This window comes from Microbacterium mcarthurae (assembly GCF_046064585.1).
GTDB lineage: Bacteria > Actinomycetota > Actinomycetes > Actinomycetales > Microbacteriaceae > Microbacterium > Microbacterium mcarthurae.
This window is the reverse complement of record NZ_JAROCE010000001.1, coordinates 1303834-1319211: the sequence shown is the minus strand read 5'-3', so window position 1 is coordinate 1319211 and position 15378 is coordinate 1303834. Positions and strand designations below refer to the sequence as shown.

The window sequence follows — 15378 nt, the reverse complement described above, 5'->3', positions numbered from 1 at the left end:
GCTGGTCGGTGAAGATGTGGCCGTGTACGCACCGGATGCCACCCGGCCGCGGGCGACCGTCCGAGGGGGACACTGAGGGGGAGATGTTCCGCTGGCGGTCGGGTGGTGGTGCGTCCGGACGTACGGGCACCTCGACTGCGCAGACCGGCGCCCGCGCGGCGGTGTCCGCGGGCGCCGGAGTCCTCCGTCAGGCTCCGATGGCGTGCCCGGCGAAGTACTCACCGAGGCCGCGCCGGGATCCGGCTCCGACCTTCCCGCGTGCCTGATAGATGTGCGACTCGACTGTCCGGACGGAGATGAAGAGGTGGTCGGCGATCTGGCGGTTCGACATCCCCGCGGCGATGAGGGTCGCGATCTCGCATTCTCGACGCGTCAGCGAGGACGACTCCGCCGAGCCGGGGCGCGGCGATGCGGCGGCGGAAGCGTCGGACGAGGAGGGCGTTCGCGCGATCAGGGTGCCGAGGAACGCCGATCGGACCGTCCCTTCTCGCGGCGACCGGTGCGGCGGATGCGACAGCGCGTGAGTGAGAGGCGATCGTCCGTCATGGAGCAGCCGCCGGATCTCCAGCAGCGCTTCTTCTCCGAGCACGTCGAGGGCGACGCCGCGGTAGAGATCGCGAGCGCGTCGCATCGGTGATTGTCGGGAGGTCGTGGCGGCGAGCGCGCCCCGCAGGGCCCGTGCGGCCTCGTCGTTCCGCTGATCCAGGGCGTCGATGATCGATCGCGTGGCGGCGCAGGCGTGACGCAGGGACAACGGTCCCTCCGACCACACCGTCTCCACGCGCTCCGCGATGGCGCGCGCTTCCCCTGTGCGACCGTTGCTCGCGAGGAATTGCGCGATCCACAGCTTCACTCCCGCGACCGCCATGTCCTGCCGCAACGGGGCGAAGCGAGCCCGTGCGGCATCGAGGCTCCTCACGGCCGCATCGCTCTCGCCGCGGACAGCGGCGGACAGTGCCACCGCGAGACCGGCGATGCCGAGGACACGATCGTTGCCTTCGCGCGCGGCTCGTCGCCTCTCTCGTGCGATGCGTTCATGAATCGGCGGTGCGTCCTCGCCGAGCACGAGGTGCGTGGCGAGCTCCACCATCAGTATCCATAGCCGGTCCGTCGTCGTCAGGCCCGGAGTGCCACCGTCGATGACGTCCTCGTCCACGCGCGTGAGGAGGCGTTTTGCTCCTTCGGCGTCGGCGAGCTCGCCCCGCGCGTAGGCCTCCATCAGCCAGCACCACAATCGCCACTGCCCCGTGGTCGCCCTTGCCGCGTCGTGCGCCGCGTCGCGGGCCTCCGGCCATTCCAGCGACAGGCCGAGTGCGTCGATCAAAGCGAAGGTCACGTGGGGGTCCTCCGGACCGGAGGCTCCTCGTTCGAGAGCCGACCGCAACTCCTGTGCGCGGGACGTGTAGCCGCGCACCCCCCACGTGGCGCTGAGGAGCAGAGCGCGTGCGCGATCTTCCTCATCCGACAGGATCTCCGGCAACCGCAGCCCGGCGCTGGGCTCTCCGGCGGACACGCGCGCGTGCGCCAGCTCGAGCTGGAGTCCCGCGTCATCGGCAGCGCCGGCGATACCCATGGCGGCGTACGCCTCCGCCGCTGCCCACCGGCCGTCGTCGTTGTTCCGGCGTGCGGCATCCCGCAGAGCCCGCTGGCACAGATGGGCGGGCGCCGGCGCGGGCAGAGCGCCGCCGCGCAGGAGCAGATCCGCAAGACCCGTCGCGATCGGAGGGCTCCACCAGCGACCGCCGCCTTCGAGCAACCGAGAGACGGCCGACCCGACGAGTGCGTCCACCTGTGCCGCCCCGAGGATGCGGGCAGCCCCTTGAGCGAGCAACGGGTTGGCCCACAGGGACCCGGTGTGCGATTCCTCCCTGTGCAGATAGCCGCCGCGTCGCAGGGCGTCGATCTCGTGCTGGGGGCGGATGCGGACCGCGTGCGCGGAAGCCAATCCCGGGAACCGGTGGACGGTGACCAGCGTCCTCAGGTGGTCGGCGTCCAGGCCCGCGAGATGCGAGTGAACGGTGTCAGCCAGCCGAGCCCACACCGGAACGTCCCGGACCGCGACGAGAGGGTCGCGTCCGTCCGCCGACGCCTCGCGCGCCACCTCCGCGAGCTCCTTCAACAACGCGCGGGACCCGTTGGCCAGCCAGACGATCGTCTCGATCGTCATGTCGTCGAGGTCGCCCGCTCCGGACTCCACGACGAAAGACCTCGCCTCGGCGTCGCCGAGCGGCTCGAGGTCGATCCGCCGAGCGAAGCCCTTCGACGCGAGACCGAGGAGTGCGCCGGTCACCGGATCGGACGACGCCCGGGCCACCGTGGGGGCCTCCACGGCGAAGCACACCGGGACGCGCTGCCGACACACCGCCTCGATCAGCATCGAGGCGCTGTCGGGGTCGAGATCATGGGCGTCGTCCACCAGGAGGGCCGCCCCGGCGACGGGAAGGCCCCCCGAGCCCGCCAGCGCCGTCGGAACCCGAGCCAGCCCCCGGATCAGGTCTGACGCGACGTCACGTTCGGCCAGCGCATGGGCGACGCGATGCATCGTCTCCGTCTTGCCCGTTCCCAGCGGTCCGACCAGTACGACGGCGCCCCCGGACGCCACGTGATCCGCGATGTCCTCCGGATCAGTGAATCGACCGGTACTACCGATGAAGCCATGCCCCCCGCAGAACTCCACTGTCGCCCCCCATCCCCACATATGGTTTCGGCTCGGTGTGGGGTTCAGGTTAGTGGCTGCGCGAACGGTTCAGCCCCCAGATCACGCGAATGTCTCGGCAGTGCGCACTCGGTACTGCGGCGCACTACCGGGATTTCGTCCGTATTGCGGAGGACCTCCCCCTCGCCTACCGGTTTCCGCCCTGGTTCACCGCCCAGGTTCTAGGCCCCGTACGGCGCTTGCGACAGGCTCGCCGTCGCGGGGGGTTTCGCTCGCCCGCCGGCACCGGCACGGCGGAACGTGATCGATTGGGGTTTCCATGGAGCAACACAAGCGTCGGACCGTTCGGCGTCGGATCTTCGCCATCGCGGCGGGTGGCGCCGCGCTCGGGCTGGGTGCCGCCGCGACCCTCGCGGCGTGGACCGACACCGAATGGGTCTTCGGGGGTGACGGTACGGGCGGCCCCGGCGTGGGCACATCCACCTTCGCCGTGCAGCAGAACACCGATGCGCCGGCCTTCGACGAGGCGGCGTGGACGGACGAGCCGGACAACCCCGGCGGTGAGATGGTGTTCACGGCCGACGGAATCCTCGGTACCGAACTCTCCCCGGGCACGAGCGTGTACGCCCCGATGGCCTTGCGGACCACGTCCACCTCGATCGCCGGTTCCGTCGAGCTCCAGGCCGCGACGCCGGCGGCGGGCATCACGACCACAGACCCGGACGGCCTCCTCTTTGCCGCTCTCGACGTGCGCGTCGCCACCAGTGCGACGCCTTTCGCGTGCGACGCCAGCGCCTTCACGGGTGGCGCGACGGTGATCGCCGACGGCGCGCTCGCGAGCACGGGCGGATCGGTCTCCCAGGATCTGCTCGAGGAGTCCGGATCGGTGCAGTACTACTGCTTCGAGGTGACGCTCCCCGATCCGATCCCCGTGGCCGGCGGTGTCGGTCCCGCGGAGTACATGGGTCGCACGGTTGCGCCGGCCTGGGAGTTCGTGGCCACCTCGTGATCGAGCCACTCACGGCATCCCGCCCGCTCGCCGCGCACGCTGCGTCATTGTCCGGCCGCGGCTCGGCCCGGTCATCGGAAGGTCGACCGGTTCCGTTGATCGAGCGCGTGCGGGATGCCGTGACCCTGGTGTTCGGATGCCTCGGCATCGTCGCCGTCGCCTGGTTCGCGGCGAGCGCGCTGTGGAGTCTGGGGATCATCGTGTTCGTCACGGGATCGATGGCCCCTTCCCTCCCGACCGGCGCCGCCGCGGTCACCCGCGTCGTCGACGCGTCGGAGTTGGCCGTCGGAGACATCGTCACCGTTCGTCGTCCCGATGCGAACGAGCAGGTGACGCACCGTATCGTCGGCATCGCGCCGGTCGCCGACGACGCGCGCGCGCGCAGTCTGACGCTCCGCGGCGACGCGAACTCGGCCGCAGACCTGGAGCCGTACATCGTCACCGAAGCGGCGCGCGTGCTGGTCGGTCTCCCGGTCGTCGGTGAGGTCATCATCGCCGCCAAGACACCTGGAGTCATGCTGGGCGGCGCAGGGCTCGTCGCGTTCGTCGTCACCTGGGCGCTGTGGCCCGCACCGGAGCGGGCAGGAGCCGACGAAGATCGGTCGGATCCCGAGCGGCGTCAGACCCGCTGAAGTCGAGCAGGAGAAGTATGTTCCACCCCGACCGCTCTCGGCGCCGTCGCCGTAGCGCGACGGTCCTGGCCGTGGCCTCCCTGGCGTTCCTCGGCGCGGGGAGTCTCGTCGTCGCCGACACCGCCCTCGCCGACCTCATCGAGGCCGCACCCACGGGGGCGCCGGGGCGGCTGATTCTCGCCTCCGATCCGTACCCGGCGCAGTTCCTCGACCTGAGTCCGGGCGAGCCGGCCCACTGGAAGATCCGCGCGCGGCTCGAAGACGCCACACACGCCGAGCTCGCCCTCGAGCTCCGCAAGAGCGGTGCCCTCGCGGCCGCTCCCCGGGGGCTGGTCATGCGGGTGGACGTGTGCGACTCCCCGTGGTCCGATGTCGCCGACCAGCCGATCTGCCGGTCTGGGGCGCGAGAGGTCACCGTCGCCCCGCCGGAGGACGATTACGCCTCGTCGTCGCCGACCTTCGAGTTGCGCCCGCTGACGCCGTCGGCGCCCCAGTACCTCCTGGTCACGCTCGCCGTCGACAGCACCGGGGAAGCGGCGAGAGACGCAAGCCTCATGGGTCTTCGGGGAAACGTGGCGGTCGGCCTCACAGCGACGTCCATCGAGGACGACTCCGCCCGCCCGGCGGAGCGCCTGGCCGTCACGGGTGCTGCCCCCGAGATGCTCCTCGGGGTCGGTGCGCTCGCGGTCGGTGTGCTCGGGCTCGGTGCGGCGCTGCGTCGTGCGCGGAAGGGCGGTGCCGCGTGAACCGGCGGACGCGTACCACGCTGGCGGCGGTGGTCGGAGCCGTGCTCGTCATTCCGCTCGGCATCACCGCGACGACCGCGAGCTGGAACGATCGCGAGTGGGCGCACGGGGAGTCGATCGGGACGGGCATCCTCTCGTGCGACGGCGATGCGGTGCTCGATACCCGCTCGCGCGGCACCCTCCTCGCCGGCCAGCTGTTCGGAGTCGATCTCGATGCGGTCGCCGAACTCGAGCAGCTGAGCTTGACGGTGGATGCCGACGACGGCCCCCAGCCGCGCCCGGGTGACGCGATCGATCTCGCTTCCTCGCCCCCCACGTACACGTACGCGAACCCCTTCGATGTGACGGCCGTGGACATCGTCGGGGTCAACCTCACCGGGTTCGCCATCGCGCTCCCGGGCGCGCAGTCGGGTGCGGCGAGCCAATGGACCCGGGGAGCGACGGACGGACGTGCGGCGGGGGCGTCCGGTCTGGTCAACGACTCGGGTGGCATCCTGGTGTCCGAGACGACACCGGGACCGCAGGTGCCTCAGCCGGCGAGGATCGACCTCACTCGTCTCCTTCCGCCGATCACCGGGCTGGATCGTGCCGAGCTCGAGATCGGCGCGGTCGCCGCGAGCGCGCAGCTCGACGGATGCGCGGCGCTCCAGGAGCAGGTGTGGGGTATCGCGCCGTCGCAGGCGGTAGCGGAGCGCGACTACGGCATCGCCGGCATGGAGGTCGTCCTCGAAGCGCCCGCCGTCGAAGCGCTGACCGGGGCGGTCACCGCCGGGGTCGCCGACCTCGATGCCGCCGTCGGCGCACTCGTCGGGCAGAGCGGGCTGATCGCACAGAACCTGCGTGCGAACCTCGCGCTGGCCGTGCCCGGGGTGGCCGCGGCGAGCATGGCGGGCGACGTGACGATCACCGGTCTCGATCTGAGTGGGACGGTCGCGCCCTTCCTCGGTCTGACACTCGACGGCGACGGTTTTGCGATCGACCTCGCGAACGGCCGCATCCTCGTCGACGTCGAGCGCCTCGCGGGACCGTTGAACAACGCCCCACCCAACAGCGAGCTGGTGCTGAACGCCGACGTCGTCAATGCCATCGTCGCCGAGGCCGGGGCGCTTCTCGACGACTGGGCGAGCGATGTCACGGAGGCTCTGCGCACCGCGATCCGCGACGCGCGGCTCGGAATCGCCCTGACCACCTCGGTGTCCGCGGCCGGCTACACGTTGGCCACCGTGCGGCTCGGCCTCGACGCGACGATCGGACAGGTTCTCTCGGGCGACGCCACCATCGGAGTGACCCTCTCCAACCAGCCGACCGGCCTCATCGTCGGGACGATCAATCTCGCACTGGGCGCGCTGGGCCTGCCCACCCTGAGCTCGATCCTCTCGATCCTCGGCGGCTCCGGCGGGGCATTGACCGCCGCGCTGGCGAACCTGCTGACCACGGAACTGATGAACCGGGTCACGTCGCTGGGGGCGACCCTGTCGGCGCTTTCCGCGCCGGTGATCGACGTTCTCGGTGGCGTGGTGAATGCGCTCCCCACGGTCGTATCGGTGATGGTCAACGTGCAGCCCGATCAGGAGGGCGCTCCGCCGGGTTCGTCCTTCGTGCCGGCGGGGCCGCGATCCACGGCCGAGTTCGCCGTCACTGCGCTTCGACTCGGGCTTGCGGATGCCGCCGTGCCCGGGGACGTCGCGCACATCCTCTTCGCGACCGGCTCGGCGGGCCCGGTCGATCTGCCTTGAGGTCAGTGGAGACAGTCCGTGCCGCGTGTCCTACGTCTTCGCGCCGGTCAGCGCGAGCGTGCCGCCGAGGCCGATCATGAGGACCCCTCCCGCCCCCGACAGGGTGGAGATCCGCCGCGGCGACCGCGCGAACCACGCACGCGCGGTGCCGGCCGCCAGGGCCCACACGCTGTCGCACGCCAGCGCCAGCACCTGGAACAGCAGTCCGAGGATCAGCAGCTGCGCCCACACGGGGCCGGAGGAGGGCGAGACGAACTGGGGCAGCACGGCGACGAAGAAGGCGATCGTCTTGGGGTTGGTCAGCCCCACGATCATGCCCTCGCGCAGCAGCGTCCACGGTGACCGGACAGTGCCGACCGCGGCGACGCCCGACGTCCGTCGATGCCGGATGGCCTGGATGCCGAGCCACACGAGGTAGGCCGCCCCCGCGACCTTCAGCACCGTGAACGCGGCGATCGACGAGGCCACGATCGCTCCGACCCCGAAGGCGACGGCGATCACGGCGGGGATCGTTCCGAGGGCGTTCCCGACGACGCTGAGCACCCCGGCGCGGCGCCCGAGGGCGATTGACCGGCCGATGACGAACAGCACGCTGGGACCGGGGATCACGATGATCACGATCGAGGCGAGCGTGAACGCCACCAGGTTCGACCACGGGATCATGCGCTCACACTAACGCCGCCGGGAAAGCCCCCGCGCACTACTCTCTTCTCACGGTCGTCTACCCGAGGGAGCCGTCATGGAACAGTTCGACATCGTCGTCGTGGGAGCGGGGATCTCCGGTCTGTCGGCCGCGCGTCTGCTGGTCGCCGAGGGGCGCCGCGTCGTCGTCCTCGAGGCGCGCGACCGCGTCGGCGGACGCGTGCATTCGCAGCGTGAGGGGCACCGGATCACCGACCGGGGTGCCTCCTGGATCCACGGCATCGACGACAGCCCCGTCGAGGCCGCGGCCCGTGCGTTCGGCCTGCCCATGGCCGAGTTCACCGTGGGCGGGTACCAGCCCGACAGTCGGCCGCTGGCGTACTTCGGGCCGAACGGTGAGCGACTCGGCGCCGACGAGGTGCGGCGCTTCGCCGACGACGTCCGCGCGCTCAACGTCGATCTCGTCGAGGTCATCGCCCGTTCCGCTCCGGATGCCACCTACGCCGACGTGGTCGAGGAAGCGCTGGCCGCGCGCGACTGGGACGCCGAGCGGGCGCAGCGCGTGCGCGAGTACAACGGCCGCCGCGCCGAGGAGCAGTACGGCGTCCACATGTCCGTGCTCGGTGCTCACGGCCTCGATGACGACACCGTCAACGGGGACGAGGTCGTCTTCCCGCGGGGCTACGACGAACTCGCCACGCACCTCGCGGGCGGTCTGGACGTCCGGTTCGGTCACGTCGTGACGGCTGTCGCCTGGTCCGCCGCCGGCGTGACCGTCACGACCGACCACGGCGACTTCCACGGCGCGAGCGCGGTCGTGACGCTGCCCATCGGCGTCCTGCAGTCCGGCGACGTCGCCATCACCCCGCCGCTGCCCGACTCCCATCAGCGCGTGCTGGGGGTGCTGGCATCCAATGCCTTCGAGAAGGTCGTGCTGCGCTTCCCCGAGAAGTTCTGGGATGCCGAGGTGTACGGCATCCGTCAGTTCGGCGACGAGGGGGAGTGGTGGCATTCCTGGTACGACCTGGGGCGCATCCACGACGAAGCGGCGCTGCTCACCTTCGCCGCGGGGCCCGCCGCCGTCGCCACCCGCTCCTGGACCGACGACGAGATCGCCGCCTCGACGATGGCGCAGCTGCGTCGCCTGTACGGCGCGAACATTCCGGATCCCGAGAGCGTCGTCGTCACCCGCTGGCAGGACGACCCGTTCGCGCGCGGGTCGTACAGCTACATGAAGCCGGGTTCGGTGGGTCCCGACCACGACGACCTGGCCGAACCCATCGGTGGCGTGCTGCACCTCGCCGGCGAGGCGACGTGGGGAGACGATCCCGCCACGGTCCCGGGGGCGATGCTGTCGGGGCACCGCGCGGCGGAGAACGTGCTCGGTCGCGCCGTGCCCATCGAGCGTCTCTGGAGCTGAGTCAGCGCGGATCGGGGCCCGTCGCCACGGGCAGCTCCGGGTGATTCGACCACTGGCTCCACGACCCGGGGAACAGGCGCGGCGTGAATCCGGCGAGGGTCAGGGCGACCGCCTGGTGCGCGGCCGTCACCCCGGATCCGCAGGAGACGCCCACCTCCACGCCCGGAAGCGCACCGAGCTCGGTGAAGCGCTCACGCAGAGCCTCGGGGGCGTGGAAGCGACCGTCCGCCCCGACGTTCTCGGTGGTGGGCGCGCTCACCGCCCCCGGCACGTGCCCCGCGCGCGGGTCGATCGGCTCCACCTCGCCGCGGTACCGTTCCCCGGCGCGCGCGTCGAGCAGCAGACCGTCGTCGGCGAACGCGGCCACCTCGTCGAGCGCCAGCACGGGCAGCGCGCCGTAGGCCAGGGTCACCGACCCCGGCGTCGGGGTCGCGGCATCCCCCGTCTCCATCGCGAGGCCGGCGTCGGTCCACGCGCGCAACGACCCGTCGAGCAGGCGCACGTCGGCGACGCCGGCGTATCGCAGCAGCCACCATGCGCGGGCGCTGGAGAGGTTGTTCAGATCGTCGTAGACGACGACGGTGTCGCCGTCGTCGATGCCCCAGCGGCGGGCCGTCTGCTGGAGTGCTTCGACGGGCGGGAGAGGATGCCGGCCGTCGGTCGGCGCGCCCGGGGCGGCGAGGTCGTGATCGAGGTCGACATACTGTGCGCCGGGAATGTGTCCTGCCCGGTACTCGGGTCGTCCGTCGGGGCGGTCGAGACGCCAGCGCACGTCGAGGACGCGCACGGGGCCGCCGTTGGGGAAGCGGCCGGCGCGCAGGGCGGCGTCCAGTTCGGCGGGGGTCGTGAGGATTCCCGGCATGGGCCTGCGCCACCTTCCTTCGCGAGAGGCGGGCGTCACCCGCCGCTCGAGCTTACGGTGCGCCCGTCCGCGACGCGGGCGGAGGCCCGGTCGTGGCGGGAGCCGACCGGAACCATCGTGGTCGCCTTCGGCAGCCCCATGGTCGGGGTGGCCACAAAGATCGACTCGGCGCGGTCGACGAGGTACGTCTCGTGCCAGATGCCCACGGCGCCGGCGGCCTTGCGTGCCCGCTTGTTGAAGCGCGTCCACGCGGGGCGGTGCGCCTGCGCGGGAGAGGAGGCGTAGGCGTACAGCTTCTCCAACGACGACCAGTACTGCACGATGTACGGTCCGCGTGGACCGAAGAGCGTCGTGAACCCGAGCAGACCCGAGTCCGGATCGCTGCTCAGTTCTCGCAGCATCGGGCCCATCTCCCCGAACACGGGGAGCCAGGCGTCGGGCCGCCACCACCGGTTGATGGTCATGCCGATGTGGAAGACGACGAGTTCGCCGTCATGCTGGTGCGTCATCCGCCCCGAATTGATGGATGCCATGGGTCCGTCCTCACTCGATAGTGGTGCTATCTAGTGTTGGATAGTGGTGCTATCCAGTCAAGGGGGAATCCATGCGGATCTCGGAACTGTCCGCCCGCAGCGGTGTGCCGGTCGCGACGATCAAGTACTACCTGCGCGAACGCGTCCTCCCTGAGGGAGAGCGCACATCGCCGACGCAGGCGACCTACGGCGACGCGCACCTGCGTCGTCTCGGCGTCATCCGTGCGCTCGTCGATTCCGGCGTCGGGATCGCCGGAGTGCGCAACGTCGTGGCCGTCCTCGAGAACCCGCCCGATCACCCGTCGGCCCTCCTCGGAGCCGCCAGCGCCGCCGTGAACCCGGTCGACGACGACACGGCCGATCTCGATCTCGCCCCCGCCCTCGCGCTGCTCGAGCGCCTGGGAGGCGGCGCCGACGACTGCTACCCCGGACAGGTCACCGCGATCGCACGCGCGCTCGCCGCTCTCGACCGTGCCGGCTTCGCCGTGCCCGAGCCGGTGCTCGCGGCGTACGTCGAGCACCTCGGCGCGATCGCCGACGCGGAACTCTCGGCCACGCCGACCGACTCCGCCGAAGCCGCCGTCCGCTACGTCGTCCTCGGCACGACCCTCGTCGAGCCGCTCATCCTGGCCCTGCGACGCGTCGCCGAGCAGATCGCGGCCTCTCGCCGCTTCGGGCGTGACTGACCCGCCGATTCAGCGCTGCGGATTCGACGCGGCACCGTCCAGCCACAGGGTGTCGGTCGCGTCGCCGTGCGCGCCCCCGCGCCCCACGTGCGCATCGCTGATCTTCGGCCCCTTCGTGATGACGTGCACGAGGGCCATGCCGTGACCGCGACCGAGGTCGTAGTCCTGCTTCAGCCACTCCAGAATCGGAGTGGCCTTCGTGTCGGGGCCGAAGCCGAGTTCGTGCGCCCGCTCCACGAGCTGGCGCGGAGTGAGACCGGTCTTCTTCTCGGCCGCGTCGAGATACGCCTGGAAGGACATGTGCACACCCTAGAGTGGGCCGCCCGCGATAGCGTCGAGGAATGTCCGTCACGCTGCACCGCGCGCCCGTCGCGCAGATTCCTCCGGGCACCCTCTACCGCATCCTGTGGCTGCGCGTGAGCGTCTTCGTGGTCGAACAGGACGCCGCCTACCCCGAGATCGACGGGCGCGACATCGAGGCCGGTGCCGAGCTGATGTGGGCCGAGGAGTCCTCGGGCGACGTGCTCGCGACGCTGCGCGTCTTGAGGGAACCGCAGAACACCCGCATCGGCCGGGTCGCCACCGCCGCGCACGCCCGCGGCCGCGGCCTTGCCGCCGATCTCCTGCGCGCGGCGATCGGGGTCCTGGATGCCGAAGCCCCCGGCATCCCGATCCTGCTCGACGCCCAGGCGCACCTCGCCGACTGGTACGGCCGGTTCGGTTTCGTCGTCTGGGGTGCGCCCTTCGCCGAGGACGGCATTCCGCACGTGCCGATGCGCCGCACGGGACCGGGCGAGCCGATCGCGAAGGAGTCGTCGTCGTGAGGCGGACGGCGGCCGCGGTCGTCGCGCTCGTGTGCGCCCTGGTGCTCTCCGGGTGCGGCCTGCAGTTCTCGCTCGGCTTCGGAACGGGCGAGGACGGACGCTTCGACGGCACCGAGGTGACCGTCCCCGTCCTGTACGCGAGCGGGAAGAAGGGCGTGCTCGCCACGCAGCGCATCGCCGCCGCCTCGGCCGAGGGGCTGCGCATCGACATCACCGAGAACGACCTCAGCGGCGTCGACCCTGTCACGCAGTCCGCGACCTGGACCGCCGTCACGGCGGCGACCCTGCTCACCGGAGCGCGGCCCGACACCGCGTACACGTTCGCGTTCGACACGCGCATCGCCACCCCCGCGGCCGGCGCGGTGACGGCCGTCGGCGTCCTCGCGCTGTACTACGGCACCGAGATCCTCCCCGGTGTCGCGCTGTCGGGAGCGGTGACCCCGTTCGGCGCCATCCGCCCGGTACCGGGACTGGCCGAGCAGGTGCAGGCCGCCATCGAGGCCGGGGGCATCGACACGATCCTCGTCCCCGCCGGCCAGCGCACCGTGCGCGCCGCGCAGGGCGAGACCGTCGACCTCGACCAGCTCGCCGCGACGGGCGGGATGACCGTGACCGAGGTCGCCGACATCGCCACCGCGTACGCCGTGATGACCGGTGAGGATGCCCCCGAGGCGGCTTTCCCGACGCCCCCGGCCTCGCCGACACCCCTGCCGGAAGCCGACGACGCCTCCGCGCCGGACGCGGTGCTCGAGGGGGCGGTGGACGAGATGCTGGCTGATGCCGACGACCTTCTCGCCCTGGCATCCGATCCGGTCCTGGTCGACTCCGGCCGCGCGGCGCTCGCCCGCGCCGAATCTCTCCGGGCCGCGGGAGAGACGGACGCCGCGCTCGCTGCGGCGGTCACGGCTGCCGACCGGGCCGCTCTCGCCGCGGCGCCCGAGGCTTCGGCCGCCGAGGCGACCGTCGCGGCCGGCCGGGCGAGCGACGGTGCCTCGGCGCTCATCGACGACCTTCAGGCGCGGTCGCCCGCGACCCTCGACGACGCCGACCGCGTGCTGCGCGCGGCGACCGCCGCCGCCGAGGCCTTCGCGCTGGCCCGGTACGCGGAAGACCTGCTGTCCGACCCCGCCGCCGACGACACGGCCCGCACCGTCGCGACGACCGCGGCGTTCTTGGCGACGTCATCCGCACGCACGGCCAGCGCCCTGGCCGCGCTGCCCGAGGGCGGCGGCGGCGGGTTGTCCGGCGACGCGGACCTGGACGCGGTGGCCTCCCTGCTGCGGCGCGCGGGAGTCGCGGCGAGCGAGGCGTATCGAACCCGCGTCGTCGCGGCGCGGGCCGATGCCGACGGCGTCTCGCTCGACGCGGCCGAGATCCGGCTGGCCGGCGCCGATCCGGCGGCGCTGCGCGCACTCGCGCTGGATCGCGCGCGCGGCGAGTTGACCGCACGTGCCCCGCAGGACCGCGGGTGGGGGGCCCTCGGGATCGCACTGGCCGGCTACACGAGCGCCTCGCCCGTGCTGGCGGCGACGCAGGCGGTGCGCCCGCCCTCCGAGGCGGATGCCGATGCCGCCGCCGCCCAGCGCGTCGCCGTGGCGGAGGAGTACACCGTCGCGGCGATCGACGCGCTGACCGCGACCGGAGCGGAGGTACCGTTCGCGCGTGGCCTGCTCACCCAGGCGGTCGCGGCCGCCGAGGCGGAGCCGGCGGCCGGCGCGGGGGGTTTCGTCACCCCGTTTGTGGCGGCGCGTGTCCTCGCTTTCGCAGCGGGCGTCGAGCGGTCGTGACCCGGCTGCGTCAGTGCGGCGCGTGGTACTCGGCGGTTCCCCGCTTCCAGTAACCCTTCACGATCGTGGTGGCGGGATCGCTCGCCCAGCGGTCGAGCAGCAGCGCTCGACCGGCTCGGACGACCGATTGCTCTGCCGCGACGAAACCGAAGACGCAGCCGTCGGGGCGCTCCGGGGCGTCGAGGGCGTCGAGCCAGTCCGTGAGCTCTTCGCCCGCGGGTCGTGCCCCGCGGTGCACCTGGGTCACGTCGACACCGGGCGGGGCGGCGATCGGGAGGTCGTGCGCGGCATCCCGCACTTCGATCGCGATCCGGCCGACCGCCTCGGCATCCATCGACGCGGCGAAACGGCGAATCGCGGGCACCGCGGTCTCGTCTCCGGCCAGCAGCCACGCGTCGGGTCGACCGGTCAGCACGAGCGAGCCCCGCGGTCCGCCGATCGCCGCGGGTGCGCCGATCGGCGCGGTCTCGGCCCAGCGGCTGCCGATTCCCTCGCCGTGCAACGCGAAGTCGAGATCGAGCCAGCCCTCCTCGGCATCCCATGCGACCGGCGTGTACTCCCGGCTCGGCGCCGCGCGTACCTCTTCGGGCGTGGATGCCGCGGACTCGGGGAAGAACACGCGCACGTGGTCGTCGGCGCCGGGGGAGTCGAAGCCGCGGAGCTCGGGCCCGGTCAAGCGCAGGCGCACGTATGAGGGGGTGACCGCGGTGCGCCGGGTCAGCGTCGCCGACCGGAAGAGGAGGGGGTTTCGGCGGGGCTCGAGACGGGCTTCGCGGTCCCGAATGGACTTCGTCATGTAGCTAAGGCTAACCTAACTCGCCGGGCGGGGTCGTTCCGGTCGCCCGCCCCTCGAAGACCGCTCTGGAGAAGATCGCATGAGTTCACGCCTGTCCCGTCCCGTCGTCGTCCTGTCGCTGACGGCTGCCCTCGCCCTCACCGGGTGCGCCTCGGGAGCCGCTGCCCCGGTCGAGGAATCCGCCGCCCCCGCCACGGTCACGATCGAGGACAACCACGGCGCCATCGAGGTGCCGGTGAACCCCGAACGGGTGGTCGCGTTGGACAACACGACCTTCCAGACGCTCAGCGACTGGGGCGTGACGCTCGTCGCCGCGCCGAAGCCGCTCATGTACGACCTGTGGCCGTCGCTGTCGGGCGGAGACGAGGTCCTCGACGTGGGCCTGCACCGCGAACCCGACCTCGAATCGGTCGTCGCCGCCGAACCCGATCTGATCGTCGGCGGCTACCGCTTCCGCGAGATCTACGACGACCTGAAGCAGATCCAGCCGGCGACGATCGAGACCAGCCCCCGCGACGGCGAGGACCACACGTCGGAGCTGAAGCGCCAGACCGAGATCCTCGGCACGGTGTTCGGGCGGGAGGCGGAAGCCGCCCAACTCACCGCGGATCTGGATGCCGCCATCGCCGACGCCCGCGCGGCGTACGACCCGTCCGAGACCGCGATGGGACTCATCGCCTCGGGCGGCAAGATCGCCTACGCAGCTCCCGGTGACGGTCGCGGTGTCGGCACGCTCTTCCCGACGCTCGGGCTCACCCCCGCGCTCGACCGCGCGGCGGAGGACGCCTCGCACGGTGACGACATCTCGGTCGAAGCGATCGCCGCAGCGCAGCCGGAGTGGCTGTTCGTGCTCGATCGCGACGCGATGTTCGGCGAGGACGGCTACGTCCCCGCGAAGGAGCTCGTCGAGAACGCCGAGGCTCTCAAGAACGTGCCCGCCGTGCAGAAGGGGCAGATCGTGTACCTCGACGGCAGCTTCTACCTCGACGAGGGGATCCAGGCGTACACGAAGCTGTACCGCTCCGCCGCAGAGGCGTTCACGTCCTGAC

General features: G+C 71.9%; 15 protein-coding genes. 9 read left to right on the top strand and 6 right to left on the bottom strand.

The genetic code is table 11. The features are described from left to right. Positions 1–187 precede the first annotated feature (187 nt). The gene (locus P5G46_RS06425; RefSeq protein ID WP_408905239.1) at positions 188–2602 is read right to left on the bottom strand and encodes a helix-turn-helix transcriptional regulator; all 2415 of its coding nucleotides are present in this window, start codon (positions 2600–2602) and stop codon (positions 188–190) included. Between the two features lie 373 nt (positions 2603–2975). On the opposite strand from P5G46_RS06425, the gene P5G46_RS06420 reads away from it, so the two are divergent. From P5G46_RS06420 to P5G46_RS06405, 4 genes are read left to right on the top strand one after another with little or no spacing between them, the layout of a single operon-like run. Next, positions 2976–3665, top strand: a complete 690-nt coding sequence (locus P5G46_RS06420; protein ID WP_408905238.1) for a SipW-dependent-type signal peptide-containing protein — start codon at positions 2976–2978, stop codon at positions 3663–3665. Continuing rightward, complete coding sequence (locus tag P5G46_RS06415; RefSeq protein WP_408905237.1) at positions 3662–4297, top strand: signal peptidase I; 636 nt, start codon at positions 3662–3664, stop codon at positions 4295–4297. Before P5G46_RS06420 ends, P5G46_RS06415 begins: the two co-directional genes overlap by 4 nt. Before the next feature lie 17 nt (positions 4298–4314). Beyond that, positions 4315–5043, top strand: coding sequence for a hypothetical protein (locus P5G46_RS06410; protein ID WP_408905236.1), 729 nt, complete (start codon positions 4315–4317; stop codon positions 5041–5043). After that, positions 5040–6779, top strand: a complete 1740-nt coding sequence (locus P5G46_RS06405; protein ID WP_408905235.1) for a choice-of-anchor G family protein — start codon at positions 5040–5042, stop codon at positions 6777–6779. Before P5G46_RS06410 ends, P5G46_RS06405 begins: the two co-directional genes overlap by 4 nt. A gap of 30 nt (positions 6780–6809) precedes the next feature. On the opposite strand, the gene P5G46_RS06400 is transcribed toward P5G46_RS06405, so the two are convergent. Continuing rightward, on the bottom strand, positions 6810–7442 hold the full coding sequence (locus P5G46_RS06400; RefSeq protein ID WP_408905234.1) for a LysE family translocator: 633 nt from the start codon (positions 7440–7442) through the stop codon (positions 6810–6812). A gap of 76 nt (positions 7443–7518) precedes the next feature. Here P5G46_RS06400 and P5G46_RS06395 point away from each other — a divergent pair, with 76 nt between their 5' ends. Next, a complete protein-coding gene (locus P5G46_RS06395; RefSeq protein WP_408905233.1) occupies positions 7519–8841 on the top strand; it encodes a flavin monoamine oxidase family protein in 1323 nt (440 codons plus the stop codon). A gap of 1 nt (position 8842) precedes the next feature. On the opposite strand, the gene P5G46_RS06390 is transcribed toward P5G46_RS06395, so the two are convergent. Continuing rightward, complete coding sequence (locus tag P5G46_RS06390; RefSeq protein ID WP_239277257.1) at positions 8843–9703, bottom strand: sulfurtransferase; 861 nt, start codon at positions 9701–9703, stop codon at positions 8843–8845. A gap of 35 nt (positions 9704–9738) precedes the next feature. Further along, complete coding sequence (locus P5G46_RS06385) at positions 9739–10236, bottom strand: DUF4188 domain-containing protein (RefSeq protein WP_239277256.1); 498 nt, start codon at positions 10234–10236, stop codon at positions 9739–9741. A 71-nt stretch (positions 10237–10307) separates the two neighbouring features. Between P5G46_RS06385 and P5G46_RS06380 the strand changes: the two genes are divergently transcribed. Further along, a complete protein-coding gene (locus P5G46_RS06380) occupies positions 10308–10922 on the top strand; it encodes a MerR family transcriptional regulator (protein ID WP_408905232.1) in 615 nt (204 codons plus the stop codon). 9 nt (positions 10923–10931) lie between these two features. Here the strand turns inward: P5G46_RS06380 and P5G46_RS06375 are convergent, their stop codons facing one another. Beyond that, a complete protein-coding gene (locus P5G46_RS06375; RefSeq protein WP_408905231.1) occupies positions 10932–11222 on the bottom strand; it encodes a DUF4287 domain-containing protein in 291 nt (96 codons plus the stop codon). 41 nt (positions 11223–11263) lie between these two features. Here P5G46_RS06375 and P5G46_RS06370 point away from each other — a divergent pair, with 41 nt between their 5' ends. Continuing rightward, complete coding sequence (locus tag P5G46_RS06370; protein WP_239277253.1) at positions 11264–11746, top strand: GNAT family N-acetyltransferase; 483 nt, start codon at positions 11264–11266, stop codon at positions 11744–11746. Then, on the top strand, positions 11743–13533 hold the full coding sequence (locus tag P5G46_RS06365) for a hypothetical protein (protein WP_408905230.1): 1791 nt from the start codon (positions 11743–11745) through the stop codon (positions 13531–13533). Before P5G46_RS06370 ends, P5G46_RS06365 begins: the two co-directional genes overlap by 4 nt. Before the next feature lie 10 nt (positions 13534–13543). On the opposite strand, the gene P5G46_RS06360 is transcribed toward P5G46_RS06365, so the two are convergent. Further along, positions 13544–14329, bottom strand: coding sequence for a siderophore-interacting protein (locus P5G46_RS06360; protein WP_408905229.1), 786 nt, complete (start codon positions 14327–14329; stop codon positions 13544–13546). A 79-nt stretch (positions 14330–14408) separates the two neighbouring features. Here P5G46_RS06360 and P5G46_RS06355 point away from each other — a divergent pair, with 79 nt between their 5' ends. Then, entirely contained in the window at positions 14409–15377 is a 969-nt protein-coding gene (locus P5G46_RS06355; RefSeq protein ID WP_408905228.1) for a siderophore ABC transporter substrate-binding protein, read from the top strand. The last annotated feature ends 1 nt before the right edge of the window (position 15378 follow it).

What these genes read in the sequence shown, in the direction of transcription:
- P5G46_RS06420 (WP_408905238.1), top strand. Translation starts at nt 2,976, where the DNA reads ATGGAGCAACACAAGCGTCGGACCGTTCGGCGTCGGATCTTCGCCATC.
- P5G46_RS06410 (WP_408905236.1), top strand. Translation starts at nt 4,315, where the DNA reads ATGTTCCACCCCGACCGCTCTCGGCGCCGTCGCCGTAGCGCGACGGTC.
- P5G46_RS06400 (WP_408905234.1), bottom strand. Translation starts at nt 7,442, where the DNA reads ATGATCCCGTGGTCGAACCTGGTGGCGTTCACGCTCGCCTCGATCGTG.
- P5G46_RS06395 (WP_408905233.1), top strand. Translation starts at nt 7,519, where the DNA reads ATGGAACAGTTCGACATCGTCGTCGTGGGAGCGGGGATCTCCGGTCTG.
- P5G46_RS06390 (WP_239277257.1), bottom strand. Translation starts at nt 9,703, where the DNA reads ATGCCGGGAATCCTCACGACCCCCGCCGAACTGGACGCCGCCCTGCGC.
- P5G46_RS06385 (WP_239277256.1), bottom strand. Translation starts at nt 10,236, where the DNA reads ATGGCATCCATCAATTCGGGGCGGATGACGCACCAGCATGACGGCGAA.
- P5G46_RS06380 (WP_408905232.1), top strand. Translation starts at nt 10,308, where the DNA reads ATGCGGATCTCGGAACTGTCCGCCCGCAGCGGTGTGCCGGTCGCGACG.
- P5G46_RS06375 (WP_408905231.1), bottom strand. Translation starts at nt 11,222, where the DNA reads ATGTCCTTCCAGGCGTATCTCGACGCGGCCGAGAAGAAGACCGGTCTC.
- P5G46_RS06370 (WP_239277253.1), top strand. Translation starts at nt 11,264, where the DNA reads ATGTCCGTCACGCTGCACCGCGCGCCCGTCGCGCAGATTCCTCCGGGC.
- P5G46_RS06360 (WP_408905229.1), bottom strand. Translation starts at nt 14,329, where the DNA reads ATGACGAAGTCCATTCGGGACCGCGAAGCCCGTCTCGAGCCCCGCCGA.
- P5G46_RS06355 (WP_408905228.1), top strand. Translation starts at nt 14,409, where the DNA reads ATGAGTTCACGCCTGTCCCGTCCCGTCGTCGTCCTGTCGCTGACGGCT.